Here is a 15,837-nt window from a genome sequence, read left to right as displayed (position 1 = left end):
CGCACTGCCAGTCCTGCCGCCGTCACGCGCGCATGGCCGGTGTCGACATCACGGGACGCCAGCGCCCGGTCCGCACCCGCATCGCCGCCTTCCTGCCCCTCCCCGCGTTCCTGCGGCGGCGCCTCGAGGCCGACGAGGCCGACATCGGCGGCCCGCCCGGCGGCGTGGGGCAGCACGCTCCCGCCCTCGCGCAGTGGTCCGCGCAGCTCTCGGCTGCCGCGGATCCCGCGATGGCCGGCTGGGCCCGGGCCGCCGCGGCCGCCGTCACGATCGCCGCCGCCGGCATCGGCGCGGGGGCCGTGACCTCCGATGCACGCCTCGACGCCGGGTCCTCGCTGCCCTCGGGAGCGGTCACCAAGGACCGCAACACCGTCCGGGTCGCCGCGTCGCCCACGCAGACCGTGTCCGGCGCGAAGGCGCCGGCGGTCGCCGCGAAGGGCACCGGGACCTCCGGGGCGGCCACGACGACGAATGCCGGATCCCCCCGAACGGGCAGCACGGCCGCGACGGGCACGGCCAGGCCCGCTCCCGACCAGCGGGACGTCACCGGCTCCGTCGGGCTGACGGCGTCGCCCACGGGGGCCGCGCTTCCCGTGCCCGCGCTCCAGGCGCCCGCGGTCGACAGCAGCGAGATGCCCAACGCTCCGCGGCCCGCGCCGCCCGAGGCCGACGGCCTCGAGGTCGAGCTGCCGCAGGCGGTCCCGCAGGCGCCCCCCGCCTCCAGCACCCCCGGGACGCCCGCGGCCCCCGCGGCGCCGCCGACGGGTGCGGCGAAGCCGACGCCGACGGCACCCGACACCGGCCGGACCGTGGACGCCGTGTCCGGTGCGACCGGGAAGGCCAACCAGTCGGTTACCGCCGTGACCCAGGCGCTCGGCGGCTGATCCGGGCGCTAGCCTGCGACGGGTCATGACCGACCCGCGCGACGAGGCCGACGCTCAGCTCCTGGAGACGCTCACCGACTCCGGGCTCTACTCGATCGGCGCGTACTTCTGCGACAGCCATCCCGAGCTCGTCGACGACGTCCTGCAGCAGAGCGTCGATATCGAGCGGATGGGCCTGGGAGCGTGGGCCGCGGAGCAGGACGTCACCGTGGAGGCGGCGGTGCAGACCCTCGTCACCGGTCTGGCGATCCGCTACTTCACCGCCGTGGCCGGCAGCGGCGGCTGACGACCGCGGGGCTCAGCCCGCGAGCAGGTCCAGCACGGCGGCCTCGATCTCCCCATGGGTCGCCAGGTCCCCGGGATCGGCGATCGCCGCGAGATCGTGGACCGCGTCGGCGATCGTCTGGCCGTTGCTCCAGCGATCGAACACCCGCGGGTCGATGTACGCGGAGCGGCAGACCGTGGCCGTGTTGCCGAGGTAGCGGGCGACCTCATCCGCCGCACGCCGCATCGCCCGCTCCCGCGCCCGCTTGGACGTGTGGGCGGACGGGTCGGCGATCGCCATCGCGACGGCCGCCAGCACCGTCGCGTTCCACGTCCGGAACGTCTTCGCGCTCACGTCCTGCAGGCCGCTCGCGTCGCGGACGTAGGCGTTGACGGCGTCCGCGCGAACCGGTCGCCACACGCGGCCCTCCCGGTGCGCGAAGAGCCGCTCGCCCCCGCCGCGCCGGCGGCGCAGGGTCTGCACGATCTCGGCGGCCCGGGGGTCGACGACGCTCTGCACACGACGGCGGCCGTGCTTGGCGGTGTAGTCGAAGACCAGCACGTCCTCGTGGGCGATCTGCACGTGGCGCTTCTCGAGCGTCGTGAGTCCGAACGTCCGGTTCTTCGACGCGTAGGACTCGGTGCCGACGCGGAAGAACCCGCGGTCCAGCAGGCGCACCACGCACGCGAGCACGGTCCGCTCGTCGCGCGGCTCCCCATCGAGGTCCGTCGCGACGCGCTCGCGGAGGTCGGGGAGACGGCGGGCGAACGCCAGGGTGCACGCGAACTTGGCCTGTGCACGCCGGGCCGTGAACCGCTCGTGGTAGCGGTACTGGCGACGGCCGGCGGCGTCGAGACCGGTCGCCTGGATGTGGCCGTCGGGGTCCGGACACACCCAGACCTCGTTCCAGGCCGGCGGGATCGCCAGCGCGCGCACGCGATCGCGGTGCGCCTCGTCGCGGATCGACCGGCCCCGCTGATCGAGCAGCTCGAAGCCACGACCGCGGCGGCGCAGGCGCCACCCGGGGCCGGCGGGATCGACGCGGCGGACGCGCCGGCTGCGGGGGCGAGTGGGAGCGGAGGCCATCGTGGGTGCGGTGTTCCCGGGACCGGCCCGCGTCAAGCGCCACGTGGCGCGACGGCGCCGCTCGGGCCGGGCGCACGGCGCACCCCGACCGCCACCGCCGCAGGCGCACCGCGCCCGGTCGCGGGTCCGTGGAATACTGCGCAGCGACCTCGGGGCGTGGCGCAGCCTGGTAGCGCGCACCGTTCGGGTCGGTGAGGTCCCCGGTTCGAATCCGGGCGCCCCGACTAGTCAGGTACACCGACCGTCAGCAGTTCCTGAAGCCCCGCCGCGTGCGGGGCTTCAGGCGTCGTGGGGCATGGGGCGAGCCGCGGCCCCCGCGGCGCCGTGGGTGCTCCGGGGCGTCGTGGACCACGCCGTGGTCTCGGCGGCGGCCTGTGTAGCCTCAAGCTGCGTGCAGTTGATCGACGCCCAAGGCTTGACGAAGCGCTTCGGCGCCCGCACCGCTGTCGATGCCGTCGACCTCAGTGTCCGGCCCGGGGTGTGCTTCGGCTTCCTCGGGCCCAACGGCGCAGGCAAGACGACGCTGATCCGCCTGCTGCTCGGGCTCGCTCGTGCCGACGCCGGACGGGTGCTGATCGACGGGACCGACGTCGCGCAGGATCCTCCCCGGGCGCTCGCCCGTGTGGGCGCGATCGTCGAGGAGCCGCGGTTCCATCCGCACCTCACCGGCGTCGAGAACCTGTGGGTGCACGCGCCGCTGGTCGGCGGCCGCGAGGCCGAGGCGCGCATCCCGATGCTGATCGAGCGCGTCGGCCTGCGCGGACGCGGCGACGAGAAGGTCAAGGGGTATTCGATGGGGATGCGCCAGCGGCTGGGCGTCGCCCGCGCCCTGCTCGGCGACCCGCAGCTCCTCGTGCTGGACGAGCCCACCAACGGGCTGGACGCGGAGGGGATGGCCGAGTTCCGCGACCTCATCCGGCACATGGTCGAGAACGAGGGGCGCACCGTCTTCCTGTCCTCCCATCTGCTCGACGAGATGCAGAAGCTGTGCGACGAGGTCGCGATCGTGGAGCAGGGTCGCATCGTCACCCAGACGAGCGTGCGCGACCTGCTCGACGGTGGGGCGGCGACGCGGACGCTGGTCCTCGACTGCGACGACCCGGTCCGGGCGCGGGAGATCCTGGCGACGGACCCGATCGTGGGCGAGATCCGGGAGACGACCGGGGCGGACGGTCAGCCGGTCCTGGCCCTGACCGTCGCGGCCGGCCGGGAGGCCGCGATCGCGATCACGCGCGCCCTGGTCACCGGGGGCGTCGGCGTGGCCGAGCTGCGGGTCGATGCGCAGTCGCTCGAGCGCCGGTACCTGGACATCACGCGAGGAGCCGCCCGGTGAGCGATCTGATCTCCGCGAACATGCTCGTCCTGCGACGGCGTCGCGGGCTGTGGTGGAGCGCCCTGGCGATTCCCTCGTCCCTGATCGTCCTGATGACCGTGTTGGCGTCGACGGACGTGATCGACCTCGACGGTGGCCGCCAGTTCGTCGAGGACTCGACGCTGGTGCTCGGGTTCTTCCTGACCCTGCTCGCGGTGCTGGTCGGCGCGCGCCTGGGCAGCGAGGAGCGGGCCACCGGCACCCTGCGGTACCAGCTGCTCACCGGCGTGCCGCGCAGCCGGCTGTTCGTCGCCAAGCTCGGTGCGCTGGTGACCGCCGGGCTCGCGATGACGACCGTGGCGATCGCTGTGACGACCGTCTCCTCGTTCGTCGTCCCGGTGGGGGCGTCCGAGACCACCGGGGCCGGGGACGTCGTGTCGGCCGCCTGGGGGGTGCTCCTGCCCGCCCTGGTCTACGGCTCGCTCGCGTTCGGTGTCGGGGTGCTCCTGGGGTCGACCGGGCCGGCGATCACCGTCGCGCTGGTCCTCAACCTCATCGGCATCGACCTCCTCTACGCCCTGACGCTCATCGACGACTGGTTCCGGCACCTCGTGCTGGACATCGGTGTCGACCGGTTGACGGTGGACGAGGCCGACGACGACACGCGCGTCTCGCTCGGCGCGGCGATCGTGATGGTCCTCGCGTGGGTGGGCTCCTTCCTGGGGGCCGGTTGGATGCGCCTGCGGACGCTGGAGGCCTAGGCGCGGAGCCACGCGCGGTGCCCGCCCGGGCCTCCCGGCGGGCAGGCCGCGTCAGCTGGGCGTGGCTGTCGCGCCCGCAGGGCTGGCGACCACGCCGTCGTCGTGCAGGCGGCCGATCTCGGTCGCGCTCAGGCCGAGATCCGTGGCGAGGATCTCCTCGGTGTGCTCGCCGAGCAGGGGCGCGCGACGGACCGGGACGCGGCCGCTGCGCGAGAAGTCCAGCGGGGAGGCCGGCGCCAGGTAGGAGCCGAGTCCCGGGTGGTCGATCTCCCTCCACATGGGGTTCTCGGTCGAGCAGCGGGGGTCCTCGGTGATGAGCTGGCTGAACGTCTGGTAGGGACCCCAGGAGACGCCGGTGCCGCGGAACGTGTCGCGGATGTCGTCGAGGTTGCGCGAGGCGAACCACGGTCGCAGGACCGCGGCCAGCAGATCGCGGGCCTCGTAGCGGCCGCTCTCGGTGGAGACGTCGACGCCGAGGGCGTGCTCGACCGCCTCGACCTGGTCGTGCAGCTCGGTGACCTGCAGCAGCGCCTGCCACTGGCGGGCGGTGAGAGCCACCACCATGACCCGGCGCCCGTCGCGGGTCTCGAAGTCGTGACCGAACGCGCCGTACAGGTAGTTGCCGTCCTTGCGCTGATCGGTGCCGCCCAGCTGGGTCTCGGCGATCCGTCCGAGATGGCCCACGACGGCGAAGGCGACGTCGGAGAGGGCCAGGGAGACCAGCTGCCCCTCGCCGGTCCGCGTGCGGTGGCGGTCGGCGGCCAGGAGCCCGGTCGACGCCAGACCGCCCATCACGAGATCCCAGGCGGGCAGCACGCTGTTGAGCGGCTCGGCGAGGTTGCGCGGCCCGGTCGCCCACGGGAAGCCCGTGGCGGGGTTCACGGTGTAGTCCACCTCGCTCGTGCCGTCCGGGTTGCCGGTCAGCCCGACCATGACCAGATCCTCACGGTGGCCTCTCAGGGCCTCGTAGGACAGCCAGCCGCGGGCCGGGAAGTTCGTGAGGAACGTCCCGGCCTCCGCGATGAGGGCGCTGACGAGCTCGCGGCCCCGGTCGTCGCGGAGATCCACCTGCAGCGATCGCTTGCCCTTGTTCAACCCGGCCCAGAAGAGGCTCTGGCCGTCGGCGGCCAGGGGCCAGCGCTGGTGATCGAGGCCCCCGCCGATCTGGTCGAAGCGGATGACGTCGGCGCCGAGTTGCGCGAGCGTCATGCCGCCGAGCGGGGCAGCGACGAAGGCCGAGCCCTCGATCACCCGCAGGCCGTCGAGGATGCCGGGGGTCTGGGTCATGGCAGGAGGGCGACGAGGCGCCAGTCGAGGACGGGGGTGAGGCCGGCGTCGCCGCGGTCGACGGCGACACGGGTCCGGAGGTCGAGCAGGGCGCCGCCGGCCGGCAGGGGAGCGACGCCCTCGACCTCCACCGTGGTGGCGAGGCGGTCCCCCTCGAACGTCGGGCCGAGGTGGTCGCAGGAGCGCCAGGCGAGGATCGTCGCCAGCGCGGGGAACACCCGTGTGACGTGGGCGGCCGCGATGCCGATCACGTGGCCGCCGTAGACGAGCCGTCGGCCGTGGTGCGACCCGCCCGCATCCGTGTGCGTGAGGGCCTGGTTGAGCGTGACGCGTGCGAGCTCGGGCGCCGCGGTGACGGTCTCCCGGGCCTCTATCGCGTAGGTGCTCCCCGGGCGCACGTCCCGCGCGAGGGGGCCGCCGAGTGGGTGCAGCGCGTCGAGCGCCCAGGCCGGCGTCACGGCGGCCAGACGGTCCCGTCCGAGCTCGGAGGGGAACGCCGCGACATCGTCGCCCGGCTCGTCGGGGCGGTCCTCGCGGGCCGGCAGGAGCGGGCAGCGGTGGAAGTCCACCACGGGGTCGCCGTGCTCGTCGGTCGTCGTCACCCGCAGGACGACCAGGCCGCGCGGGGCGCCGCCCTTGGCGGCCTTGGCGCGTCGCTTGGCGACGATCTCGGTACGGGTGCGCAGCGTCGCGCCCAGCGCCACCGGGCGCGCGGCCAGTCCGCGGTAGAACAGGTTGCCGAGCACTCTGGCGCTCGGAGCGGTCGACTGGCCGATCGCCACGTCGCACACGAGCATCGGGTGGGCCAGGGGCCCGTCCAGCCCCGCCACCTCGTGCGCCAGGGGCGCGTCCAGAGCCAGCGCGAGGCGGTCCCCGACGATCGAGCGATGCAGCGTGGCGAGGCCCGCGTCCAGCGTGACCCCGGGGGCGGTGAAGACGTCCCCGACGGTGAGGTCCTCGTAGTAGGGGAGGGCCACGGGAACGGCGGTCCGGTCGGTGGGGGCGGCGGCGCTGTCGGTGGGGCCGGCGGCGTCGCCGCTCGACACGACGCGCAGCGCCTGTGCGCGGTGGGCTTCGTCGACCATCTGGCCGTCGACGCGGACCGCCGCGTCCCCGCCGGCGGCGGCCTCGTCGAGGGCCCGGAGCGTGGCCCGGGCGTGCGCGACCTCGGCGGGTGAGAAGCCGAACACGCGGACCAGCGTGGGGACCTGCTCGGGGTGGATCGCCCACTTGCCGTCGAGCCCCAGGTCCCGGGCTCGCAGGGCGGCCTCGGCGAGGGACGACGGATCGCCCAGCTTCAGGTGGGGGCCGTCGATGGCCTGGAGACCGTGCTCGCGCGCCGCGGCCAGGACCGTCTCCTGGGTGGGCAGCCAGGTCGCGGGGTCGTCCTGCGCCCCGCGGCGGCCCAGCGCGGTGGCGAGATCGGCGAACCCGATGATGAGGGTGGAGAGACGCCCGCCGGCGGCGGCGATGCTCCGCGCGTCGGCGATCGCGCCGGGGTCCTCGAGCAGGGCCTGGACCGCGAGACGGTCGGATGCTCCCGCGCGCGTGAGGGCGTCGTCCACGGCGGTGACGTCCGCCGCGCAGCGCACCTTCGGCACCACGACCGAGAGCCGCGCGGCCGTCCGGAGCGTCGCGACCCACTCCAGATCGTCCTCGTGCCACGGGGTGTCCCGCGCGTTGACGCGCACGGCCACGGCGGTGTCCGCCCACGCGGGGTCCGTCAGCGTGGCGGCGATGACGTTCCGCGCGTCGGACTTCGCCTCGGGCGCGACGGCGTCCTCGAGGTCCAGCACGATCTCGTCGGCGCCGCAGGAGAGCGCCCGGTCGTGCATCTTCGCCTTGTGGCCGGGCACGGCCAGGCACGCTCGGCGCGCGGCGGGCAGGACGGGTGCACGGGTGGTCGACACGCACCGACCGTACGACGCGCGTCGCTGTCCCACCAGTCGTCTCGCCCCAACAGCCCGCCGAACGTCTGTGTCCCCGGACCCGCCGCGCCGGCTACCCCGCGTCGGCGGCGGCGAGGACGCCCTCGATGATCCGGTCGACGTCGTAGGGCTCGCAGACGTAGGGCGGCATCGTGTAGACCAGGTCGCGGAACGGTCGCAGCCACACCCCCTGCGAGATCGCGGCGGCCGTGGCGGCGGCCACGTCGACGGGGTGGTCGAGCTGCACGACGCCGACCGCGCCGAGGACCCGCACGTCGTGGACGCCGGGGATGGTCCGCGCCTCCGCGAGGCCGCTGTGGAGCTGGGTCTCGATCCGCGGGACCGCGCGGCGCCACTCGGTGCCGCCCTCGGACGCAGGTCGTTCGAGCAGGTCGAGGCTGGCGAGGGCCGTGGAGCACGCCAGCGGGTTCGCCATGAACGTGGGACCGTGCATCAGCGCGCCGGCCTCTCCCTGCGTGATGCCCTCCGCGACCCTCGTCGTGCACAGCGTCGCCGCGAGGGTCATGTAGCCGCCGGTGAGCGCCTTGCCGAGGGTCATCACGTCGGGGGTGACGTCGGCGTGGTCGCACCCGAAGCGCGCTCCCGTGCGCCCGAAGCCGGTGGCGATCTCGTCGGCGACCAGCAGCACCTCGTGCTCGTCGCAGAGCTCGCGGATCCGCCGCAGGATGGCCGGCGGATACGCGTGCATGCCGCCCGCGCCCTGGAGGACCGGCTCCACCACGACCGCTGCCAGTCCGGCGGCGTGGCGGGAGATCAGGGCCTCCACGTGGGCGAGGTGGGCGTCGAGCAACGCCGGATCGGCGTCCGCGGCGGCGATGCTCGGTGGCCGGTCGGCGAAGACGTGCTGCGGGAGGGCGTCGGCGAACAGGTGGTGCATCCCGCCGACGGGATCGCACAGCGCCATCGCCCCGAACGTGTCGCCGTGGTAGCCACCGCGCAGCGCCAGCATCCGGGCCTTCTGCGGGCGGCCCTGCGAGCGCCAGAACTGGAGCGCCATCTTGATCGCGACCTCGACGCTCACCGAGCCGCTGTCGGCGAAGAAGACGTGCTGCAGCGCCTCGGGCGTGATGGACACCAGGCGCTCGGCGAGCCTGATGGCCGGCTCGTGCGTCAGCCCGCCGAACATCACGTGGGCCATGCGTCCGAGTTGGTCGGTGACCGCCGCGTCGAGCACCGGATGGCGATACCCGTGCACCGCGCACCACCACGAGGCCATGCCGTCGATCAGCTCCCGGCCCCCGTCGAGGGTGATGCGCACGCCGGCGGCCGACACGACCGGTCGCGGCGGGCTCGTCGCCGGGATCGGCCCGTAGGGGTGCCACACGTGGCGGGCGTCGGCGGCCAGGAGCCCTGCCCACCCAGGGCTGGAGTGCGGCGGGATCATCCGCCGCGCAACGCTACCGACCGGGCCGCCGCTCGTCCGTCCTCCCGCCGATCGGGGGGTGCGCCAGGCGCACCACGTACCCGCGGGCAGGCGCGCGGGTGGCTCAGGGAGGATGATCCCCCCCGTGGCGAGCACGCCGACATACGACGCCCTGCACCAGATGGTGTCGCTGCTCGCCGACGTCGAGCACGTCTCGCCCGGGGCGCCGTTCTACGACCGTCTCGCCGACGCCGCCTGCCGGCTGGCGGGCATGCGCCGCGCGATCATCTTCCTGTACGACGACGAGGAGCGCCGGGTGCGCGGGGTCGGGGCCCACGGGCTCGATCTCGCCTCCTTCGACGATCTCCAGGTCACCGCGCGGACCGTGCCGATCGCGCTGCGAGCGCTCACCGACGACATCGTGGTCGAGGCCGGGCCGCGGGTCCGCCGCGACATCCCGCCGGAGCTCGTCGAGCGCTTCGGGGCCCAGCACGTCGCCTGCTCGCCGATGTCGGCCGGTGGGCAGTGGTTCGGGGTGGTGCTGGTCGACCGCGACGACCCGCGGCCGCTCAACGACGGCGAGCGTGAGGCGCTGTACCTGCTCGGCAAGCTCGCGGCGCTCGCCGCGGCCGCCCGCCTGGCGACACGGCAGCAGGAGCAGACCCGTCGGCTCGCCGAGCGCATCGATCTCGCCCGCGACGTCCACGACACGATCATCCAGCGGCTCTTCGGCGTCTCGCTCGCCCTGGCCGGCGACGGAGGCCTGGACGCCGAGGACCGCCAGCGCTGCGCCGAGGAGGTCGAGCGCGCCCTGCACGAGCTGCGCGACGTCGTCCAGCGGCCCCTCGCGCGGGTGAGCCGGCCCGACGCGCCGGGCTTCGAGGACGAGCTGGGCCGCCTGATAGCTCGCGGCGAGGACGACAGCGCCGCGGACGTCGTCGTCGAGCGCGACGGCGAGGTTCCCGCCACGCTCGACGCGCTTGCCGCCTCTGTGCTGCGGGAGGCCATCCGCAACGTCCGCAAGCACGCCGAGGCACGCGAGATCGTCGTGCGCGTCGGGGTCGAGGGCGCCGCGTTCCGGCTGGAGATCGTCAACGACGGCGTCGACAGGGCGTCGTCGGGCAGCGCGATGCCGAGCACGGGGCTGGGCTTGCGGCTCGCGGCCTTCGAGGCGCTGGGAGCGGGCGGATTGGTCGAGTTCGGACGGGTCGAGGAGGACACATGGCGAGTACGGCTGACAGCACCCCTGCCGAGCTGACGCACGACGGTCCCCGGTTGCGCGTCCTGATCGTGGACGACCACGACGTCGTGCACTGGGGGCTGCGGCTCATGCTCGGTCGCCAGCCCTGGGTGCGTGGATGCCTGCACGCCCGCAGCGGGGAGGAGGCCGCGGACCTCGCGCGGCGCGGCAGCCCGCACGTCGCCCTGGTGGACCTGTTCGTGGGGGAGGAGTCGGGCCCCGAGATCTGCGGCCGGATCCTCGAGGCGTCCCCGTCGACGCGCGTGGCGTTCATCTCCGGGGCCGGGCGCATCTCGGCCGCCGCGGCCCGTGCGGCCGGCGCTCGCGGGTTCGTGCCCAAGGACTGGCCCGCCGACCGCGTCGCGACGGCCGTCCGGGCGCTGGGCGCGGGTCGCAGCGTGTTCCCGGAGGCCACCGACGCTCCCGCCGCGTCGTTGTCGCCGCGCGAGCGGGACGTGCTCGAGCTGATCGCCACGGGCGCCACCAACGCGGAGATCGCCTCCTCGCTGCACCTCTCGCCGCACACGGTCAAGGAGCACGCCAGCGCGGTGTACCGCAAGCTCGACGTCCGCAACCGGGCGGAGGCCGTCCAGCGCGCGCAGCGGCTCGGGCTCGTCGGCTGAACCCGCCGCAGGACGCGGTCAGCGGACCGTGAACCGGTAGTTGCGACGGTACACGCGCTTGCCCACCTTCACCGTGACGCGGACCTTCGCGGAGCGCCCTCGGCGGATCTGGGAGCGGTAGGCCTTCTTCAGGCGCAGGGTCAGGGTTCCCACCTGGTTGCGCCGCAGTCGCAGCGTCCGGAGCTTCACCGTCCTGCGATACGCGCGGCGGCCCTTGCGCGTCACCGTCAGGCGCCCGCTGCTCACCACGGTGCACGGGGTCCTGGTGCACACCGCCACGGCGAGCCGGCGGCTCGTGCGGGGCTTGCCGAGCTTCGTGGACCGCGTCGTCACGTAGAGGCGGACGGTCCCGACGGTCTTCAGGTAGGTCGCCCGGCGGCGCAGCTTCGCGGACGCCCTCGCGTGCGCGGTCAGCGTCCGGGTGGGGGTCGGCGCGGGCGTCACCGCCGTGGTCGCGGCGGGCGGCGGCGCGGGGGCCGGGGCTGGGGCCGGCGCAGGCGCGGGGCCGGGCGTCGGTGCCGGGGTCGGCTCGGGATCCGGGGGTGGCGGCGGGGGCGGCGCCGGGCTGGTGCCGCTGAGCGCGACGGTGAGCGGGGAGCCCGGCCCGTCATGCGGCACGAGGAGCGACTCGTTCTGCGGTCCGGCGGACGACGGGGTCAGCCGGAGCGTCACCTCGCACGACGCCCCCGCGGCGAGCGACACCGAGCTGCACCCGTCGCCGACGATCGCGTACGCCGAGCCCGGGCCTCCCGCGAGGCCGACCGCGGCCAGCTGCACGGGCCCGGGACCGCCGTTGCCGATCACGGCCTTCAGGTCGGGGGTGCTCTGCCCCACCGGGACCGACCCGAACTCCAGCGGGGCGGCGGTCAGGCCGGCCGGCAGCGTACGCGTGAAGGTCGCGCGGGCGGCGTCGAAGAAGACGTTCCCGACGGCCTCGACGGTGATCCGGCCCGTCGTCGTCGCCACGGAGGGCAGCACGACCGCGTCGCTGCCGTCGTTCGGCACACCCTCCTTGAGCACGTACGGGAACGTCAGGCCGTCGTCGCTCGAGAACCGGATCCGGACCGTGCTCGTGCCGACAGGGGGGCTGTCGGTGCCGGCGACGTTCCAGCTGATCGGGACGGGCGCCTGGTCCCCGACCGCACGCGGGCCGACCGGCGCGGTGACGCGGAACGGCCCGGCGGCGGGAGCGACGGTGAGCGCGGTGTCCGCGACGCCGATACCGCCGTTGACCGGGACGTTGTCGCGGACGGTCACCCGGAAGTGCAGGGTCCGGCTGAACGGCGCGATGCCGAGCCAGTCCGCGGTGGGGAGGAACTCCGAGTAGCAGTCCACGACGGCGTCGGGCACCGGTGGCGGGCCTCCGGCGTCCGGGCAGGTCCCGGTGGCCGCGTTCGTGGTGTCGTCGAAGACCTGCTGGATGTCCGGGAATCGCCGGCTCGGCGTCGTCACCGCGGTGTTCTGCCCAGGAGAGGGGGACTGGCCCGCGGCGAGGTCGTCGTAGCGCGCCGCCGTTCCGAACACGCGGAACAGCGGACCGTTGGTCTTCGTGTTGCTCGTGAGGGCGGTGCCGCCCGACGGCGTCTTGGTGCCCGGGTCGGTCTGCTCCCAGAGGTACGTCAGGGGATCACCGTCGAGATCCGAGCCGACGGCGGTGAGCGTGAACGGGGTCCGGACCGGGATCGTGGAGACGCTGGGGGTGGTCACGCCCGGAGCGCGGTTGCTCGTCGCGAGGACGGCGCCCCGGCGGGCGGTGGCTCCGCCCGCGACGACGTCCCCGAACACGCCGGTCGCGCCGCTGAGCGAGTCGAAGGCGAGGAGCTCCTTCGGCGTGGGCTGCTCGAAGGTGACCGCGAAGCCGTCGTCGGTGACGCTCGAGACCGTGACCGGTCCGGTGCCCAGGCTCTCGATCGCGGTCTCGATGTCCCCCGCGGTGAAGTTCGTCCCGTTGACGATCGCGGCGGACGGGGGGCCGCCCCCGTACGTGAGACGGAACGCGTCGCCGACCCCGTAGCCCTCGAGGACGGCCTGCTGGAGTGCGCGACGGTCCTGCTCGGGTGCGGTGACGTAGCCGGTGATCTGCGCGACGCTCGCCGCCGAGAAGTACGGATCGCTGTGGCGCTGGAGGTCGTCCGATCCGCAGATGCCCGCGTAGCCCATGACGGTCGACCCGCTGCCCGGCTCGACCGTGGTGTCCCCGGGGTCCCGGTTGCCCGCCGAGCAGCTGCTCTGCGTGCCGTTGAACGTGTGATCGGCGCCGAACTGGTGGCCCATCTCGTGCGCGACGTAGTCCACGGCGAACTGGTCGCCGGTCGGCGTGGTGAGACCGGTGCAGCCGCGGGCCTTGCGGTCCTGACCGACCGCCGCCGCGGCGAGACCCCCGCTGTTGGTGCCCGTGACCAGGTGGCCGACGTCGAAGGCACGGGCCCTCGCGAGGATGCCGGTCACGACCATCATCCGGTCCAGCGTCGCCGAGCTGCACGACGCCAGCTGCGCCGGGGTGAAGCACGGCGAGGCGCACGGGCCGCCGGGATCGATCGCCTGCGCGTCGGTGTCCAGGTTCAGCGCGTCGTTGCCCGCGATGAGCACGAGCCGGATCGCGAGGTCGGCGGCGTACAGCTGGTTGACGCGGTTGACGAGCGTGACCTTCGCCGAGGTCGTGTTGAGCGGGCCGCCGACCTGGGTGGCGTAGCTCGGGTCGGACACGAGCGCCAGGCGGTAGGTCCGTCGCTGGACGGGCTGGCCCGGGGCCTCCCGCCGCCGCGGTGCCGGGTCCGTGTCCCCGCGCCGCAGGGCGTCCTGCCGCTCGACGAAGGTGTCGGCCTGATCCTCCGGGACCGCCCGGCGGTCGTAGCTGGCGTACTCCCGCTGGTCGAGGTCACGAGGGTCGACGTACCAGGTGCGGTCGCGTTCTCGGACCGTGGCGTGGAACCCCAGCCGCGTGAGATCGAGGGTGACCGTCGCGGTGGGGGAGTCCACACCGCGACCGGCGTAGGTGCGGATCTCCGGGTGCCGGGCAGCGAGACCCGGCTCCATGACCTGCGTCTCGACGATCGCGAACCGCGCGAAGTCGCCCTCCGGCGTGGGGATCGAGATCGTCAGGGGGCTGCGAGCGGTGCCGGGGCGGGGAGCCCGCGCCAGGACCGCCCGCAGCGTTGCGCGGTCGAGGGCGAAGGCGGCGTAGCGTCGCGGAGCGACGAGCGGTGGGGTCACGCGCAACCCCCGGACGGCGGACGGTGCCAGCGCTGTCCACGCGTCCGCCGAGCGCTGGGCCGGTCCCGGCGCGGCGCCCGCGGACGGGGCGCCCGCGAGGACGGCGAGCACGGCTGCGGCCAGTGCGGTCACGGGAAGGCGGGGCACGGCACGACTCCTCCCGCTCAGGTGTCCCATCCCTCAGCTATACCACCGACCGCAGGGGCCGGGCCAGTCCTCCCGGCCGCAGTCGAGGCGCCGGACCGGCGTCCACGGGGAGGTGCGACCCGGACCCCGCCGGTCGGGGGGACCGGGGAGGGGGGCGACCCCCCGACCGGGGTGCCGGCGCGACCGCAGACGCCACCGGCGTCGCGCTGCGGTGTCAGCTTCGGCGACATGGACCTGCAGCCCGGCACCATCGCGATCCTCTTCCCTGGGCAGGGCAGTCACACGCCCGAGATGGGCGACGAGACCCGTGCCCTGCGACCGGACCTCGTCGAGCACGTGACCGCCGTCGTCGGGGAGGATCCGTTCCCGCTCGCCGGCGAGAGCACGCGCTTCGCCCAGCCCGCGATCCTCTGTGCGTCCCTGGCCCGGTGGTCGTCCCTGGCGCCGGCGATCGCAGGGACCCCGATCGTCGCGCTCGGGCACTCGCTCGGAGAGCTCGGCGCGCTCGTCGCGTCGGGGCATCTCGACGAGCTCGACGCGCTGACGCTCGCGGCGGAGCGCGGCCGGCTCATGGCGGCGGCCGGACGCGGCGGGATGGTCGCGGTGCTCGGCGGATCGATCGAGGACGCGACAGCGCTCGCCGACGCCCACGGCCTGACGGTGGCCAACGACAACGCGCCCGGGCAGGTCGTGCTCGCCGGAGACGACGACGCCACCAGGGCGGCCGCTCGCGGCGCTCGCGGCGTGGGGCTGCGTGCGCTGCGACTCGACGTCACCGGGGCGTTCCACTCCCCGGCGATGGCGTCCGCGCGGGACGGCTTCGTCGCGGCCCTCGCCGCGACCCGGTTCCGTGAGGCGACCGGCATCGCGTTCTCCCCGACGACGCTGGCTCCCGTCCACGACCCGGGGGACGTGCTCGCAACGGCGCTGACCTCGCCGGTCCGCTTCCGCGAGGCGCTGCTGGCCCTCGACCGCGCCGGGGTCGCCCGCTTCGTCGAGACCGGCCCCGGCGAGGTGCTGACCAAGCTCGTCGGCCGGACCCTGCCGACCGCGGTCGCGGCCCCCCACGTGCTCCGGGAGATCGCCGATGTCGCCTGAGTCTGCGGTCATCGCCCCGTCGGCGACCGGCGCCGCGTCCCGCGCGAGGCCGTCCCGGCCGCGGATCGCCCACATCGGCGCGGCGGCCCACGTCCTTCCCGAGACGGTCGTCACCACCGAGGAGGTTGCCGCCCGTCTGGACGTCGACCCGGACTGGCTCGTGAGCCGCACGGGCATCCGCTCCCGCCGGGCCCTCGCCCCCGGGGAGACGATGCTCGACCTGTGCGCGCGCGCCTCCACGGCCGCGCTGGACCGCGCCGGCGTCTCGCCGCGAGCCGTGGATCTCGTCCTCGTCGCCACGATCACCGCGGACGACCGCTGTCCGGCCATGAGCCCGCGGCTGGCGGCCCGCATCGGGGCCACCGGCGCCGCCGCGATGGACGTCGGCGCCGCGTGCTCGGGCTTCCTCAGCGGGCTGTCCCTCGCCGCGTCCCAGATCGAGACCGGCCGCGCCGGCACGGTCCTGCTCGTCGGCGCCGACGCGATCCGCGCACGCTTCGTCGACCTCGACGACCGGGCCACCGCCGGTCTGTTCGGGGACGGTTGCGGGGCTGCCGTGCTGCGCGCGGCCGACCTCGAGGAGGGCGATCTCGAGGTCCAGGGGGTCGG

General features: G+C 74.8%; 12 protein-coding genes, 1 tRNA gene and 1 pseudogene. 9 read left to right on the top strand and 5 right to left on the bottom strand.

Annotated elements, in window-relative coordinates; all coding sequences use genetic code 11:
* Together ABYE80_RS07785 and ABYE80_RS07780 are read left to right on the top strand one after the other, a co-directional pair.
* A pseudogene (locus tag ABYE80_RS07785) lies at window positions 1–884 on the top strand (hypothetical protein); the annotation flags it as partial.
* Between the two features lie 25 nt (window positions 885–909).
* Window positions 910–1,170, top strand: coding sequence for a hypothetical protein (locus tag ABYE80_RS07780; protein WP_372789701.1), 261 nt, complete (start codon window positions 910–912; stop codon window positions 1,168–1,170).
* Between the two features lie 12 nt (window positions 1,171–1,182).
* On the opposite strand, the gene ABYE80_RS07775 is transcribed toward ABYE80_RS07780, so the two are convergent.
* The gene (locus tag ABYE80_RS07775; protein ID WP_372789700.1) at window positions 1,183–2,235 is read right to left on the bottom strand and encodes a DNA topoisomerase IB; all 1,053 of its coding nucleotides are present in this window, start codon (window positions 2,233–2,235) and stop codon (window positions 1,183–1,185) included.
* Window positions 2,236–2,385: 150 nt separating this feature from the next.
* Between ABYE80_RS07775 and ABYE80_RS07770 the strand changes: the two genes are divergently transcribed.
* The 3 genes from ABYE80_RS07770 to ABYE80_RS07760 all read left to right on the top strand — a co-directional run bounded on the left by ABYE80_RS07770 (window position 2,386) and on the right by ABYE80_RS07760 (window position 4,308).
* Window positions 2,386–2,459, top strand: a tRNA-Pro gene (locus ABYE80_RS07770).
* A gap of 167 nt (window positions 2,460–2,626) precedes the next feature.
* The gene (locus ABYE80_RS07765; RefSeq protein WP_372789699.1) at window positions 2,627–3,568 is read left to right on the top strand and encodes an ABC transporter ATP-binding protein; all 942 of its coding nucleotides are present in this window, start codon (window positions 2,627–2,629) and stop codon (window positions 3,566–3,568) included.
* Window positions 3,565–4,308, top strand: coding sequence for an ABC transporter permease (locus tag ABYE80_RS07760; RefSeq protein WP_372789698.1), 744 nt, complete (start codon window positions 3,565–3,567; stop codon window positions 4,306–4,308). Before ABYE80_RS07765 ends, ABYE80_RS07760 begins: the two co-directional genes overlap by 4 nt.
* Before the next feature lie 51 nt (window positions 4,309–4,359).
* On the opposite strand, the gene ABYE80_RS07755 is transcribed toward ABYE80_RS07760, so the two are convergent.
* The 3 genes from ABYE80_RS07755 to ABYE80_RS07745 form a co-directional block, all read right to left on the bottom strand.
* Window positions 4,360–5,595 (bottom strand): CoA transferase, encoded by a 1,236-nt coding sequence (locus ABYE80_RS07755; RefSeq protein ID WP_372789697.1) that lies wholly within the window; start codon window positions 5,593–5,595, stop codon window positions 4,360–4,362.
* On the bottom strand, window positions 5,592–7,505 hold the full coding sequence (locus ABYE80_RS07750) for an aldolase/citrate lyase family protein (RefSeq protein ID WP_372789696.1): 1,914 nt from the start codon (window positions 7,503–7,505) through the stop codon (window positions 5,592–5,594). The genes ABYE80_RS07755 and ABYE80_RS07750 overlap by 4 nt, the downstream gene beginning before the upstream one ends.
* Window positions 7,506–7,596: 91 nt before the next feature.
* Entirely contained in the window at window positions 7,597–8,928 is a 1,332-nt protein-coding gene (locus ABYE80_RS07745) for an adenosylmethionine--8-amino-7-oxononanoate transaminase (RefSeq protein ID WP_372789695.1), read from the bottom strand.
* 124 nt (window positions 8,929–9,052) lie between these two features.
* Between ABYE80_RS07745 and ABYE80_RS07740 the strand changes: the two genes are divergently transcribed.
* Together ABYE80_RS07740 and ABYE80_RS07735 are read left to right on the top strand one after the other, a co-directional pair.
* Window positions 9,053–10,165: a GAF domain-containing sensor histidine kinase gene (locus ABYE80_RS07740; protein WP_372789694.1), complete on the top strand. Its 1,113-nt coding sequence runs from the start codon at window positions 9,053–9,055 to the stop codon at window positions 10,163–10,165.
* Window positions 10,129–10,770, top strand: coding sequence for a response regulator transcription factor (locus tag ABYE80_RS07735; RefSeq protein WP_372789693.1), 642 nt, complete (start codon window positions 10,129–10,131; stop codon window positions 10,768–10,770). Before ABYE80_RS07740 ends, ABYE80_RS07735 begins: the two co-directional genes overlap by 37 nt.
* An 18-nt stretch (window positions 10,771–10,788) precedes the next feature.
* On the opposite strand, the gene ABYE80_RS07730 is transcribed toward ABYE80_RS07735, so the two are convergent.
* Window positions 10,789–14,130: a M12 family metallo-peptidase gene (locus tag ABYE80_RS07730; RefSeq protein WP_372789692.1), complete on the bottom strand. Its 3,342-nt coding sequence runs from the start codon at window positions 14,128–14,130 to the stop codon at window positions 10,789–10,791.
* A gap of 228 nt (window positions 14,131–14,358) precedes the next feature.
* Between ABYE80_RS07730 and ABYE80_RS07725 the strand changes: the two genes are divergently transcribed.
* Window positions 14,359–15,228 (top strand): ACP S-malonyltransferase, encoded by an 870-nt coding sequence (locus ABYE80_RS07725; RefSeq protein ID WP_372789691.1) that lies wholly within the window; start codon window positions 14,359–14,361, stop codon window positions 15,226–15,228.
* Window positions 15,218–15,837 (top strand): 3-oxoacyl-ACP synthase III family protein (locus ABYE80_RS07720; protein WP_372789690.1); only part of this gene is annotated, 620 nt, incomplete at its 3' end. The genes ABYE80_RS07725 and ABYE80_RS07720, both read left to right, overlap by 11 nt.

It is taken from the genome of Paraconexibacter sp., assembly GCF_041602235.1.
Classification (GTDB): Bacteria; Actinomycetota; Thermoleophilia; order Solirubrobacterales; family Solirubrobacteraceae; genus Paraconexibacter.
This window is presented reverse-complemented; position numbering and strand designations above follow the sequence as displayed.